The following is a 13500-nucleotide window of genomic DNA, read 5'->3' on the forward strand; positions in this document are numbered from 1 at the left end:
ATGTCCGACAAAAAAGACGATGATGCCCCGCTGATCGACCTCAACGAAGCTTCGATCAAGAAGCTCATCGCGAAGGCGAAGCGCCGCGGCTACATCACTTACGACGAGCTGAACGAAGCTCTGCCGCAGGACGAATTGTCGTCCGAGCAGATCGAGGACGTGATGTCCGCGATCTCGGAAATGGGCGTCAACATCGTCGAAAGCGACGAAGACGCGGAAGGCCAGGAAGAAGACAACAACGTCGACGAGATCAACTCGTCCGACGAAGTCGACGAAGGCCGCAACGTTCCCGAAGCCCCGCGCAAAACCGGCACGACCGAACGCACCGACGACCCGGTGCGCATGTATCTGCGCGAAATGGGCGCGGTGGAACTGCTCAGCCGCGAAGGCGAAATCGCCATCGCCAAGCGCATCGAGGCCGGCCGCGACACCATGATCCTGGGCCTGTGCGAAAGCCCGATCACGTTCCACGCCATCATCCAGTGGTCCGAAGCGCTCAATAATGGCGAGATGCAGCTGCGCGAGATTCTCGATCTCGACGCGATGCTCTCCAAGGAGCCGCCGGTCGAGCGCATGGAGGAAGAAGGCGACGACAGCGGCGAGATCAGCGAGGAAACCGCCGGTCCTTCCTACAAGGAAGACGACGAGGTCGAGGAAGAGGAAGAAGCCGATTCCGACGAGGAAGGTGAAGACGGCGAAGGCCGTTCGCGCCGCCGCGAGGAAGAGGACGAGGAAGACAACACTCTCTCCCTCGCCCAGATGGAAGCCGCGCTGAAGCCCGAGGCGCTGGAACGCTTCGCCCGCATCGCGGACCTGTTCAAGAAGTTCGAGAAGCTCCAGGCGGAGCGCGTCGACGCGCTCGGCCGGGGCGAGGATTTCCCCGCCGCGAAGGAAAAGAAGTACGAACAGCTGCGCGAAGACCTCACTGCCGAGGTCGAAAGCGTGCAGTTCCACGCGACCAAGATCGAATATCTGGTCGACAATCTCTATGCCTTCAACCGGCGCCTCACCGCGCTGGGTGGCCAGATGCTCCGCCTTGCGGAACGCCACAAGGTGAAGCGCGGCGACTTCCTCGAAGCCTATGTCGGCAACGAGCTGGACGAAGCCTGGCTCGCCGCCATGGCGAAGAAAGACAAGAAGTGGGCCGCCTTCGCGGAGAAGGAAGCCGAAGCAGTCGAGCGTATCCGCGCCGAAATCTCGGATATTGCGGCCGCCACCGGCATGAGCCTCAATGAATTCCGCCGCATCGTGAACATGGTGCAGAAGGGCGAACGCGAGGCGCGCATCGCGAAGAAGGAAATGGTGGAAGCCAATCTCCGCCTCGTGATCTCCATCGCCAAGAAATACACCAATCGCGGCCTTCAGTTCCTCGACCTGATCCAGGAGGGGAACATCGGCCTGATGAAGGCGGTGGACAAGTTCGAGTATCGCCGCGGCTACAAGTTCAGCACCTATGCGACCTGGTGGATTCGTCAGGCGATCACGCGTTCGATTGCGGATCAGGCCCGCACGATCCGTATCCCGGTCCACATGATCGAGACGATCAACAAGCTGGTGCGCACGAGCCGCCAGTTCCTGCACGAGCAGGGCCGCGAGCCGACGCCGGAGGAAATGGCCGAGCGTCTTTCCATGCCGCTCGAAAAGGTCCGCAAGGTGATGAAGATCGCCAAGGAGCCGATCAGCCTCGAAACGCCGATCGGCGACGAGGAAGATTCGCACCTCGGCGATTTCATCGAGGACAAGAACGCGATCATCCCGGTGGATGCCGCGATCCAGTCCAACCTCAAGGAAACGGTCACTCGCGTGCTGGCCAGCCTTACCCCGCGTGAGGAACGCGTGCTGCGCATGCGTTTCGGCATCGGCATGAACACCGATCACACGCTGGAAGAAGTCGGCCAGCAGTTCTCGGTTACCCGCGAACGTATCCGCCAGATCGAGGCAAAGGCGCTGAGGAAGCTCAAGCACCCGAGCCGTTCGAGGAAGATGCGCAGCTTCCTGGATCAGTAAGAGGAAAGGCCCCGCTTCGGCGGGGTTTTTCTTGTCTGCCGCCCATCCCGCAGGCAGGATGCCCGGATGGGGAGAGGTTTTGACTACATCGTCATCGGGGCGGGGTCTTCGGGCGCGGTCATTGCAGCGCGACTGAGCGAAGATCCGGCGATTTCCGTGCTGCTGCTGGAGGCTGGCGGGGCTAACCGGCATCCGCTGCAACTTATGCCCCTGGCCTTTCCCCGCGTCGCGCTCGGCAGGATCGGCACCTGGCAGTTCGAATCCGAGCCGGAACCCGCACTGGGCGGCCGCCGCCTGGGCATACCGCGCGGGCGGACGCTGGGCGGCACTTCATCCATCAACGCCATGATCGCGGTGCGCGGCAATCGCCGCGATTATGACGACTGGGCCGCACAGGGCCTTGCCGGGTGGAGCTTTTCCGAAGTTCTGCCCTATTTCCGCAAGCTGGAGAGCCATTGGCGCGGGGAAACCGCGTGGCATGGTGGCTCCGGCCCGGTCGGGATCAGCCGGATGGAAGGGCCGGACCTGCTGTGGGAGGAGCATCGCGCCGCCGCCGAAGCGGCCGGCATTGCCTGGTGCGACGATCCCAACGGTGCGGAGCAGGATGGCATCAGCCACATGGAATCCACCGTGGCGGGCGGACGCCGGGCGAGCACTGCCCGCGCCTATCTGCGCCCGGCAATGGGGCGGCCCAACCTCACTATCGCCACTGGCGCTCTGGTAACGCGCATTGTCCTGCGCGGCGGACGGGCTGTCGCGGTGGAATATGTCAGCGGCGGACGGCAGGAAACCGCCGAGGCGGCAAGCGAGATCGTCCTGTCGGCCGGGGCCTATGGCTCTCCGCAGATATTGATGCTGTCCGGCATCGGCGCCGCAGACGAACTGCGCGGCCTGGGCATAGACCCGGTCCATGACCTGCCCACCGTGGGACAGGGCCTGGCCGACCATCCGGTGGTCATCAACGAATGGGACCTGAAAGGCGATGCGGGCCTGACCCCCTATCTCCGGCTGGACCGGGCGGCCATCGCCGCCGCGCAATGGTATGCCGGTGGAAAGGGCCCGTTCGGCTGGACCGGGACATTGGCCAATATCTTCACTCGCCTTCAGCCCGGCGCCGACCGGCCCGACGTGCAGATGATGTGCCTGCCGCTGAGCGGCGATGCGCGCCTGTGGATGCCGGGCGTGCAGGCCAAGCCGGTCTCGCGCCTTTCGGTCCGCACCGGTTACCTGCCGCTCAAGTCGCGCGGCTGGGTCAGACTGCGCAGCGCCGATCCGCGCGATCCGCCGCGCATCTTCCTCAACATGTTTGCCGAACCCGGCGACATGGAAGGCATGATCCAGTCGATCCGGCTGACCCGCAACATCTATGAACAGGCGCCGCTCGCCCGGCTGATCGCGCGCGAGAACCTGCCGGGTTCCCGGCGCCAGACCAGGGCAGAACTGGAAGAATTCGTCCGCGCCACCGCCACTCATCGGGCCCATCCGGCCTGTTCCTGCCGCATGGGCGCCGATGACGGGGCAGTGGCAGACGCTGCCCTGCGAGTGCGCGGGGTGGACGGTCTGCGGATCGCCGATGCCTCGGTGATGCCCGCCCTGCCCCGCGGCAATCCCAATCTCGCCTGCATCATGATCGGCGAGAAGGCGGTCGACCTTATCCTTGGGCGGGAGCCTCCGGCACCCATACCGCTCCCTTGATGAACTGGATCTTCCCCGCCGCGTTCAGAATATAGTGGATGTAGAATTCCACATCGACCGAGACGCCTGCAGGCACCACGCTCATTCCGGAATAATTCTTTTCCGCCAGCACCTCGGCAGAAAGGTCCTTTATGCCGGTGAAGCGGATCACCACGTTCGACACGAAGCCGTTCCTGCCCGGAAAGAACTCCTTGAAGATCACTTCCTCGCGGCAGAATTCGTGGAAGAAGGCATAGAATGCCCGGAACGCCGGCTTGCCCTGCACCCGGAAGCCCGCATTCTCCAGCGCGAAATCGTCGGCGAAGAAGGTCTCCAGCACGTCGTAATCGCGCGCGTTGAAGGCCTCGATATAGCGGTGATAATCCTCTTCGGTCATCCGTTCCTCCGTTTTCGCGCGGAGTAAAGGCGTTCCACTGGGGAACAAAGCGCTTTTGCGGTGGCACCTTGGCGATCTAGTCCCTATGTGCGCGCCATGAAGATAGCCATTGCCTCCGATCATGCAGCAGTGGAGCTCAAGGCAGAGCTTGCAGACTGGCTGCGCGAACAGGGCCATGAGGTGAATGACCTCGGCCCCGAACTGGCCGACCGGGTGGATTACCCCGATTACGGCTACAAGCTGGCGGAAGCCGTCGCCTCCGGCGCATCCGAACGGGGCATTGCCCTGTGCGGTTCCGGTATCGGCATTTCCATTGCGGTGAACCGCCATCCGAAGCTGCGCTGCGCGCTCGTATCCGAGCCGCTTTCCGCTGCCCTCGCCCGCGAGCATAACGATGCCAATGCGATTGCGATGGGTGCGCGGCTGACGGGACCCGACATGGCCAAGGCATGCATCGAAGCATTCCTCGGCACCGATTTCGCCGGTGGGCGCCATGGCCCCCGCGTCGACAAGCTTACCAACCCTCCGCAGGACTGAACTACATGAGCAGCGCCCCCGCAGCCACTTCCGAGGCTTTGCAGCACTTCTGGCATGACACGCTGGAACAGTCGGACCCCGAGGTTTTTGCCGCCATCCAGAAGGAGCTGGGCCGCCAGCGCCACAAGATCGAGCTGATCGCGAGCGAGAATATCGCGTCGCCCGCCGTGCTCGAGGCGACCGGTTCGGTCTTCACCAACAAATATGCCGAAGGCTATCCGGGCAAGCGCTATTACGGCGGCTGCGAATATGCCGACATCGTCGAGAACCTGGCGATCGAACGCGCGAAGAAGCTTTTCGGCTGCGAATTCGCCAATGTTCAGCCCAATAGCGGCAGCCAGATGAACCAGGCGGTGTTCCTGGCCCTGCTGGAGCCGGGCGACACTTTCATGGGCCTCAGCCTTTCGGCGGGCGGCCACCTCACGCACGGTTCGCCCGTGAATATGAGCGGCAAGTGGTTCAACGTGGTGCCCTATGGCGTGCGGCAGGAAGACCAGTTGCTCGACATGGACGAGATCGCCAGGCTGGCGCGCGAGCATAAGCCGAAGCTGATCATCGCCGGTGCCACTGCCTATCCGCGCCACTGGGACTTCGCCCGTTTCCGCGAGATCGCGGACGAAGTGGGCGCTTACCTGCTGGTGGACATGTCGCACTTCTCCGGCCTCGTCGCCGGCGGCGCGCACCCCTCGCCCTTCCCGCATGCCCATGTGGTGACCACCACCACGCACAAGAGCCTACGCGGCCCGCGTTCGGGCGTGATCCTCACCAATGACGAGGATCTGGCCAAGAAGTTCAACATGGCGGTGTTCCCCGGCATGCAGGGCGGTCCGCTGGTGCATGTGATCGCGGCCAAGGCCGTCGCTTTCCAGGAAGCCCTGCGCCCCGAATTCAAGGCCTATGCCGCGCGCATCGTGGAAAATGCCAAGGCGCTGGCCTCCAGCCTGCAGGAACAGGGCGTCGACATCGTCTCGGGCGGGACCGACAACCACCTGATGCTGGTCGACCTCACTCGCAAGGACGTGACCGGCAAGGCCGCCGAAAAGGGCCTCGATCGCGCCTGGCTGACCTGTAACAAGAACGCCATTCCGTTCGACCAGCGCTCGCCCTTCGTCACCTCCGGCGTCCGCCTTGGCACCCCGGCCGGCACGACCCGCGGCTTCGGCCCGGACGAGTTCCGCACGGTCGGCCAACTTATCGCCGAAGTCATCGATGGCATGCGCAAAAATGGTGAAGATGGCGACGCCCAGGTCGAAGAAAGCGTTCGCCGCCGCGTGACGGAACTGTGCGAGGCGTTCCCGGTCTATCCGGGTCGCTGAGGGACATAGGCGATGCGCTGCCCCTTCTGCGCGCATGACGACAGTCAGGTAAAGGATTCGCGGCCCACCGAGGACAACACCGCGATCCGCCGTCGCCGCCAATGCGAAAGCTGCGGCGCGCGGTTCACCACTTTCGAACGTGTGCAGCTGCGCGATATCACCGTCGTGAAGAGCGACGATGAACGCGAAGCGTTCGATCGCAGCAAGATCGAACGCTCGGTGGCGCTCGCCTGCCGCAAGCGCGGTGTTGCCCAGGAACGGCTCGACCAGCTCGTTTCCGGCATTCAGCGGCAGATCGAAACGATGGGGGAGGGTGAAATTGCTTCCTCCCGTATTGGCGAAATGGTGATGGACGGGCTGCGTCAGCTCGATTCCGTGGCCTATATCCGCTTTGCCTCGGTCTATCGCGACTTCTCCGAAGCCCGCGATTTCGAGGAATTCGCCAGCAGCGTGCGCGATATCGGGAGCCAGGACGCCGATGGTGGCTGAACCGCCAGTCATCGTGCTCGTGCGCCCGCAACTGGGCGAGAATATCGGCAAGGCGGCCCGCGCGATGCTCAATTTCGGGCTCGCCGAAATGCGTCTCGTCACGCCGCGCGACGGCTGGCCCAATCCTGCCGCCGGCCCGGCCGCATCCGGTGCCGATATGGTGCTGGAAGGGGCGAAGGTGTTCGATAGCGTCGCGGCGGCCGTGGCGGATTGCGCGCATGTCTATGCCACCACAGTGCGCAAGCGCGGGGTGACCAAGCCTGTCCTCTCTCCGGAAGAGGCCGCCCGCGAGATCGCAACCCAGCAGGGGCGCAGCGCCTATCTGTTCGGGCCTGAGCGTTCGGGGCTGGAAACGGAAGATGTTGCAATCGCTCGCGCCATTGTCACCGTGCCGATCAACCCCGAATTCGCCTCGCTCAATCTCGCTCAGGCTGTGATTCTGTGCGCCTATGAGTGGTCGAAGCACCGTGATCTTGCCGTCCCGACGCAGGAAGAACATCTCCCCCCGGCCCCGCAGGAAGAACTGGAAGGGCTGATCGGGCATTTTGTGGAACTGCTCGAACCCAAGAATTACTTCTTCCCCGAAAGCCGCGCCGAAGCCACGCGTCTGACCTTGCGCAACGTGCTCACCAAGCCGGCGTGGAACCATCTGGAAATCCGTACCCTGCGCGGCGTTCTCTCCGCACTATCGCGGCAACCGAAGAAGATCACCTCCGACCGGAACAGCTAGGCGGCACGGGTAACTAGTGGCTGCGGAATGAGTGATTTGGGCGGGGTCTTTGCCGGATATCCTTCCCCGATCTCCCCATCTGCCCATCCTTCGACAGTCTCCAGACGAACGGAACTGGAGAACGCCTGCGATCGGGTTCCGACCGGCAGAGGAAAACACTTTCCTACACGCCCACAAATGGCGTTTATGCTGCCTATGGACGAGATCGCCTTCCTCTCCCGCCAAGCATTGGAAATCCATCCTTTCCATGCCTGCATCACCACACAACCCTGCACGAAAACCCGAAACGGAAGGTGACACTCGGACGCGCGCTCAATCCGGAAAAACGGCGCTAAACCGCCCTGGACAGGGATGGCACACACAAAACGAAACAATGCCTTTTCCTGCCAGAAAGGGTGACACATCCAGCCCACGGATTTGCCCTGAAACGGCATCTGTCACATTCCCCGGTCCGTTCCGGGCTATTCCGTGTTTTTGATCGCGGCACCCCTCTGTTACCTTTCGATTGAATTCCGGCGAAGAACGGGAGGAGAAGATGCCAAAGGGAATATTGAGCGCTGCCTTCGCCTTGGCCCTTATCGCGGGTGCGGGTTCCCCTGCCGCCGCCGAACGGGACGGTCAGAACCAGCCCAAAAAAGAGAAGATGATCTGCAAGAGCCAGAAGGTCACCGGCTCCCGAACAAAGGTCAATCGCATCTGCATGACCAAGGATCAATGGGAGCAACTCGCTGCCAATACGAAGAAAGGTCTCGACGAAATGGGTCGCAGTGCCTCCGGCTCAAGCGTTTGTCGATTTGAAGATCCCAATCGGACCTCGCCCTGTTTTTAGCCCCACACCGGGCAAGAGGCGCTCTGCCGAGAGAGTTGTAGCATGCCCGGACGATACAATTTAATACGCGAGCGGCTTTGACCCGGCGATTGAATCCGCTACCCCTCGTTTCAAGTATTGTTCGATTTGGAGAGGGTCATGAAGAAGAGCTGCATGCTCGCACTGCTGGTTCTGACTGCAGCAACTGGTGTTTCCGCTACCGAAAATGGGGGCCAGGAAGCGCCAAAGAAAGAAAAGATGATCTGTAAGAGCGAAAAGGTCACCGGCTCGCGCACAAAAGTGCGGCGGACCTGCATGACGCAGACGCAGTGGGACGAACTGGCTGCCAGCACAAAGAAGGGGCTGGACGAAATGGGCCGCAATGCCGCCGGGGGCGCCAACTCCTCATTCGATCCCTCGAAGATGGGCGGTGGCTGATCCGAACCGCCACTGGCATTGACAATTCCTTTGCAAGCGGCCATTGGCGCCGCTCACTTCGAGGCCGCTGGTTTTCCGGCGGCTTTTCGATTGGCCCCGCACCCCGGTGAAGCGGCGGCCGCGATGGACATAAGGTCTATCGGTGCGAGCCGGGTTCGAAGGCAGGCATTGGGCCTGTCCGCAAATTGGAGATGACATATGTCGAAGCGCAAGAGCGCCAAGCATAAGCTTGACCGCCGCATGGGCGAAAACATCTGGGGCCGCCCGAATAGCCCCGTGAACCGCCGTTCCTATGGCCCGGGCCAGCATGGCCAGCGCCGCAAGGGCAAGATGTCCGACTTCGGCCTGCAGCTGCGCGCAAAGCAGAAGCTGAAGGGCTATTACGGCGACGTCACCGAAAAGCAGTTCAAGCGCACCTATCAGGAAGCGTCGCGCATGAAGGGCGATACCGGTCAGAACCTGATCGGTCTGCTCGAACAGCGCCTGGACATGGTCGTCTATCGCGCCAAGTTCGCTCCCACCATCTTCGCCGCACGTCAGCTGGTGAGCCACGGCCACATCCGCGTGAACGGCGTGAAGTGCAACATCGCCTCGCGCCGCGTGACGGTTGGCGACGTGATCAGCCTGGGCAGCAAGGCCAAGGAAATGGCGCTGGTGATTGAAGCTCAGGGCCTGCCCGAGCGTGAAATCCCCGACTACGTTTCGGTCGACGGCACCGACAAGGTGACCTTCACCCGCGTTCCGAGCCTGGACGAGGTGCCTTACCCCGTCACCATGGAACCGAACCTGGTGGTCGAATTCTACTCGCGCTGATCCTTTCAAGGATTGCGTAGCGAAAGGGCGGTCCTGCTGGGCCGCCCTTTTCGTTTGGGCGCTAAGCGATCAGTTCAATTTGAGACTGTTGCGCAGGAACGTCCCGCTTTCGCGCAACAAGGTCGTGCGGGCGCCATCGTCTCTCAGGCCGTGGTCCAGTTCGTCGAAAATGAGAACCTTGGCCGGATTATTTGCCGCCGCCAGGGCATCGCTCATTATCGTGGTGTGTCGCAGGGATACGCTTTCATCCGCAGTGCCATGCGCCAACATCACAGGAACGCCGATATTCCTGGCGTTCCTGGCCGGAGAGCCCTTTTCGATGTGGGAACCCTGGCCGAGAAATTCCGATACCAGCGGATAGCTGGTGTAGTTGCGCGCATCGTCCCGCAACTGCCCCAGATCAGTCACCGGAGCGATCGCCAACACCGCCTTGAACAGGCCTGGCTCGGTCGCAGCGGATTGTAAGGCCGCGTAGCCGCCGTAAGACCAGCCGACCACTGCCAACCTGTCGCCATCGGCTGTGCCTTCGGAAACCAGCCATTTTCCGGCATCCGCAACATCGGCGATCGCAATCTCCCACGACTGGAAGCCGTTATCCATCTCCCACGCCTTGCCATAGCCCGTCGATCCGCGAAAATTGGGCTGCAAGACGGCAAAGCCGAGTTGGGCGTAATATTGCGCCAACCAGTCGAAGCCCCATTCATCGCGAGAACCTGGCCCGCCATGCGGCATGACGATTGCCGGCAGCCCTTTACCGTCCGAACCGGGAGGCAAGGTGAGATAGCCGGGCACCGATGTACCGTCCCGCGCGGGGTAGGACACAGCCCGAACATTCGCCAGCGTCATGCCTTCAAGCTTTCCGCGCATGGGCACGACTTCGGTCAGTTCGCCGGTCTTGCGATCCAGAATATAAACGATGCCCGGATTGATATCGCTATGTGCAAGGATCAGCAGGCGCTGTTCATCGCTGCTGGCATCGATGATCTCGACCAGAGGCGAGCCGGGCAAAGCCTTGGTGAGTGAGGACGACAGCTTTGCCAGCGCTGGATCGAAGAACTGGAAGTGCCTGCGCTCGGTTGCGAAGGTGGCGCCGACAACGCGTCCCTTGCGTCCCAGCCGGACGAGCCCGTCCACGTCGTTCTGTTCTTGCGAAAGCAGCAATTCAGTCTTGCCCGTATCGTCCAAAGTGACGGTATAGAGCGCGTCGAACCCATCTTTCTCAGCCAGAGCAAAAGCCACATTCTTCGCACTGTCTACTCCGAGAACCCGATATTCATCGAACTTCATATCGGGTTCCAGCGAGGTGAAGCTCTTCCCGCCCGGCGTAGTGTAGGCGAAATTGATCTTGTCCCGCATGTAGCCCTGCGTGTCGTTGCTCATCGTGGCCATGATGCGGACTTCGCCGTTCTCGTCGGTGACATAACCGGCCGACACCTCGCGAGGCTGCATGACCATGCTTCGCTTCAGTGTCTTGAGATCGACCAGTTCGATTCCCACCCCGCTTGCGCTGCTGCCGATCCGGGTCCCGGTGCGGTATTTTTCGTTGAACGCCCGCTCGAGCATGATCGAATTGGGCTTACCCGGCACGTCCAGAGACAGCACCGCGCCGCCGAACTGGTTGAAACTGAAGGTCCGCCCTCCATCGCGTTCCGACAGGACGCGGACTCCGCTGCCATCTGTGGCAACTACGAGCATCCGGGTGAAGCCAAGCTTCATCCCGCCGAAATCGGTGGTCCCGCGGAAGTTGCAGATCAGATAATCTTCGCTCGCCCAGTCGCAATTGGTCAGGAAGCCATTGTGATTACTGTCCAGCGCGATTGGGCGCGGCACGCCCTCGCCCGCAAGATCGAGAACGTAGATCATCTCCTCATAAGGGCCAGCAGGTGCGACATAAGCTACCCGGCTGCCGCCTGGCGAAAGGCTGATATTCAGGACAGTGCCGCGCGAGCCGAAACTCGCCGCAAGATCGCGTTCTTCCGCCTGTAACGGCGCCTCGGCAAGCGATGTCGCGATGAACAGTGCCGCGCATAGCGGCGCAAACCGATACAAAACCATGTCAGAACCCCCTCATTTGCAAGGAGTTCTAACCGGATCGCTGTGGCCAGAAGAACAGCCAACTTTACTCTAGGTATTTATCACTAGGATAGCCGTAGTTATCGACCCTGCCCTGCAGCCGATACTGCGTCTCGCACTATAAGCCCGCCACGGCATTTCCACGATTGCGACCTTAGCTACTGCCCGAGCGTGTCGGTCAGGAACTTGCCTATATCGACCAGCATGTTGGTTCGAGACCAGGCATCGTCCATGAAATGATCGCGCCCGTCATATTCGACCAATTTGACCCATTTGCCCTTTTCCTCAAGCCGATCCTTCATCCGACGCGACTGGGTAACCCCGGTATTCTGATCCAGCGTGCCGTGGAACATCAGCACCGGCGAGGCGAATGCCGCGGCATTTCGGGCCGGGCTGCCTTCCGATATGTGCGGTCCATCTCCCAGGAAGCGGCTGACGAGGTGGAAGCTCGTGTAATTGCGGCTTTCTTCACGCAGCAATTCGAGGTCCGTGACAGGCGCGATCGCGACCACTGCCTTGTAGAGTGTATTGTCCAGCACCTGTGACTGGAGTGCTGCATAACCGCCATAGGACCACCCGACGATACCCAGCCTTGCCGGATCGGCGATACCCTGGCTCACCAGCCACCGCCCCGCATCGTTCACATCGCCGATTGCGGTGCGCCAGGATTGAAAGCCGTTCCGACCGAACCAGGCGTCGCCATAGCCTGCAGAGCCGCGGAAATTGGGCTGGAGCACAGCATAGCCGCGCGCGACGAAGAACTGGACCAGCCAGTCGAAACCCCATTCGTCGCGTGCATTTGGTCCGCCATGAGGCAGGACTATCGACGCCAGGTTCTTGCCGCCCGATCCCGGCGGCAAGGTAAGATAGCCGGGGATAGTCGTGCCATCCGCAGCCGTGAAATTCACCGGCTTCATTTCCCCCATCTGACGACCAGCAAGTTCCCGCCTCAGGGGCAGCAATTCGCCCAGCTCACGGCTATTCTTATCGTAGAAATAGGTCATCCCGGGGTCGGTATCGCTGGATGCAACGAGCACCAGTTTGCTCTCGTCAGCACTCGCGTCCACGATATTGATCAGCGGCTTACCTGGAAGGGCGCGCTGAAAATCTGCGGCCAGTTTCTTCAATTCCGGATCGAGATAGGCAATCTGGCGCTTTTCGGTGGCATAGGCCGCGCCGACAACCCGCTGGCGGCGGCCGATCCGGATCAATTCATCAACATCGGCATCAGCTCGCGCCAGCAACACTTCGGAGGTGGCAGTACCATCCAGCGTCACGGCGGCGAGTGCATCGAACCCGTCCTGATTTACAAAGCCATAAGCGCGGTTCCCCGTCGCATCGACGGCGACCGGGTAGAAATCGCCCGCGCGCTTGAAGGACTGCCATTTGCCGGCATCGCCTCCTCGGTAGAAATATTCGCGTTCGCTACGCCGATAGCCATCCTGATCCAGCGGTTGGCGGACCTTGAGACGAACCTTGCCGGTCTCGTCGGCAGTATAGTCGACGATCGCGGCATCGGGGGCTTCCACCTTGCTACGCTTGCCGGTGTAGATGTCCACCTCCTCGACACCCAGTCCATCTTCCGTATTGCTGAGCCGCGTCCCGGTCGAAAATTCGCTCACCCAGTCGCGCGTCATCAGGATACGGCCAGGCTTTCCTGCCAGTTCAAGCGCGATCACGTCCCCACCATCCTGCTGGATACCCAGAGCCTTGGAACTGTCTGCGCTGGTCAACTGGATCACGTTCTTGCCGTCATCGCCCAAGGCGAACAGACGGGAATATGTGAATAGTACCCCCTCGAAAGTCGTGGTGAAATTGGCCCGGCAGACGAGCCGGTCATCCGTTGCCCAAAGACACCACGAAATCTCGGAATCCGCATCCGCGTGATTGAGTATCTGAACCGGGCGTCCGCCGGCGGCAAAGTCCACGACATTGACCGTCTCGGTGCTATGGCCACCCGAAGAAATGTAAGCGAGCTTGTTGCCGCCAGGCGACAAGCTGAGATTGAGGACAGAGGGCACCGCACCGAATGCGGCGGCCGTTTCCTCCAGTGTTTCAGCCCCCACCGGCGCACAAGTCACCACGGCAGCCACGGCCATAAAGCCGAAAAAGCGATTTCGCATGCAGTCCCCCCAGCAATCGCACTGTCAGGATGCCAGCAGCGATCCTGTTTGGAAAGGCCGCTGAAATGCGTATATCGCAACGAAAACAGTCGGTA

General features: G+C 61.4%; 12 protein-coding genes. 9 read left to right on the top strand and 3 right to left on the bottom strand.

Features of this window, described 5'->3' with window-relative positions; translation table 11 throughout:
* Together rpoD and WFP36_RS02280 are read left to right on the top strand one after the other, a co-directional pair.
* A complete protein-coding gene (gene rpoD / locus WFP36_RS02275) occupies positions 1-2007 on the top strand; it encodes an RNA polymerase sigma factor RpoD (protein WP_336977481.1) in 2007 nt (668 codons plus the stop codon).
* A 66-nt stretch (positions 2008-2073) separates the two neighbouring features.
* On the top strand, positions 2074-3702 hold the full coding sequence (locus WFP36_RS02280) for a GMC family oxidoreductase (RefSeq protein ID WP_336977483.1): 1629 nt from the start codon (positions 2074-2076) through the stop codon (positions 3700-3702).
* Here WFP36_RS02280 and WFP36_RS02285 read toward each other — a convergent pair.
* Positions 3659-4078: a nuclear transport factor 2 family protein gene (locus WFP36_RS02285; RefSeq protein WP_336977485.1), complete on the bottom strand. Its 420-nt coding sequence runs from the start codon at positions 4076-4078 to the stop codon at positions 3659-3661. The genes WFP36_RS02280 and WFP36_RS02285 overlap by 44 nt on opposite strands.
* Before the next feature lie 96 nt (positions 4079-4174).
* On the opposite strand from WFP36_RS02285, the gene rpiB reads away from it, so the two are divergent.
* The 7 genes from rpiB (at position 4175) to rpsD (ending at position 9209) form a co-directional block, all read left to right on the top strand.
* Positions 4175-4615 carry a ribose 5-phosphate isomerase B gene (gene rpiB, locus WFP36_RS02290; protein ID WP_336977487.1) on the top strand — a complete coding sequence of 147 codons (441 nt, stop codon included), beginning with the start codon at positions 4175-4177 and terminating at the stop codon, positions 4613-4615.
* A gap of 5 nt (positions 4616-4620) precedes the next feature.
* Positions 4621-5931, top strand: a complete 1311-nt coding sequence (gene glyA / locus WFP36_RS02295) for a serine hydroxymethyltransferase (RefSeq protein WP_336977489.1) — start codon at positions 4621-4623, stop codon at positions 5929-5931.
* 12 nt (positions 5932-5943) lie between these two features.
* A complete protein-coding gene (gene nrdR / locus WFP36_RS02300) occupies positions 5944-6420 on the top strand; it encodes a transcriptional regulator NrdR (protein WP_336977491.1) in 477 nt (158 codons plus the stop codon).
* Complete coding sequence (locus tag WFP36_RS02305) at positions 6410-7150, top strand: RNA methyltransferase (protein WP_419716607.1); 741 nt, start codon at positions 6410-6412, stop codon at positions 7148-7150. Before nrdR ends, WFP36_RS02305 begins: the two co-directional genes overlap by 11 nt.
* Before the next feature lie 535 nt (positions 7151-7685).
* A complete protein-coding gene (locus WFP36_RS02310) occupies positions 7686-7979 on the top strand; it encodes a hypothetical protein (RefSeq protein ID WP_336977495.1) in 294 nt (97 codons plus the stop codon).
* 138 nt (positions 7980-8117) lie between these two features.
* Positions 8118-8396 carry a hypothetical protein gene (locus WFP36_RS02315; protein WP_336977496.1) on the top strand — a complete coding sequence of 93 codons (279 nt, stop codon included), beginning with the start codon at positions 8118-8120 and terminating at the stop codon, positions 8394-8396.
* Between the two features lie 198 nt (positions 8397-8594).
* Positions 8595-9209: a 30S ribosomal protein S4 gene (gene rpsD / locus WFP36_RS02320; protein WP_336977497.1), complete on the top strand. Its 615-nt coding sequence runs from the start codon at positions 8595-8597 to the stop codon at positions 9207-9209.
* Between the two features lie 69 nt (positions 9210-9278).
* On the opposite strand, the gene WFP36_RS02325 is transcribed toward rpsD, so the two are convergent.
* Together WFP36_RS02325 and WFP36_RS02330 are read right to left on the bottom strand one after the other, a co-directional pair.
* Entirely contained in the window at positions 9279-11264 is a 1986-nt protein-coding gene (locus WFP36_RS02325; RefSeq protein WP_336977499.1) for an alpha/beta hydrolase family protein, read from the bottom strand.
* Between the two features lie 176 nt (positions 11265-11440).
* A complete protein-coding gene (locus WFP36_RS02330) occupies positions 11441-13405 on the bottom strand; it encodes an alpha/beta hydrolase family protein (RefSeq protein ID WP_336977500.1) in 1965 nt (654 codons plus the stop codon).
* Positions 13406-13500: the final 95 nt, after the last annotated feature.

This window comes from Fulverythrobacter fulvus (assembly GCF_037154085.1).
Classification (GTDB): domain Bacteria; phylum Pseudomonadota; class Alphaproteobacteria; order Sphingomonadales; family Sphingomonadaceae; genus Andeanibacterium; species Andeanibacterium fulvum.